This is a genomic window from Rhodococcus sp. IEGM 1307 (assembly GCF_030056915.1).
Taxonomy (GTDB): domain Bacteria; phylum Actinomycetota; class Actinomycetes; order Mycobacteriales; family Mycobacteriaceae; genus Rhodococcus_F; species Rhodococcus_F opacus_D.
This window is the reverse complement of sequence record NZ_JASHKW010000096.1, coordinates 1-267: the sequence shown is the minus strand read 5'-3', so window position 1 is coordinate 267 and position 267 is coordinate 1. Positions and strand designations below refer to the sequence as shown.

The following is a 267-nucleotide window of genomic DNA, read 5'->3' as shown; positions in this document are numbered from 1 at the left end:
GGTTGTCGACGTGCCCGTACATCATCGTCGAACTCGACCGCAGACCCAGCTCGTGCGCCGTGGTCACCACCTCGATCCAGGTGGCGGTGGGCAGCTTCCCCTTGGTCAGCACCCAGCGCACCTCGTCGTCGAGGATTTCCGCGGCCGTGCCCGGAATGGTGTCCAGACCCGCCTCGCGCAGTTCCGTCAACCAGTCCCGGATGCTCTGCCCACCGCGGGAGGCGCCGTTGACGATCTCCATCGGGGAGAACGCGTGCACGTGCATCG

Annotated in this window: 1 pseudogene; it reads right to left on the bottom strand. The window is 67.0% G+C overall.

Annotation, left to right across the window (positions count from 1 at the left end):
• Positions 1-267: pseudogene (gene fbiC / locus QM841_RS42965) on the bottom strand (7,8-didemethyl-8-hydroxy-5-deazariboflavin synthase); the annotation flags it as partial.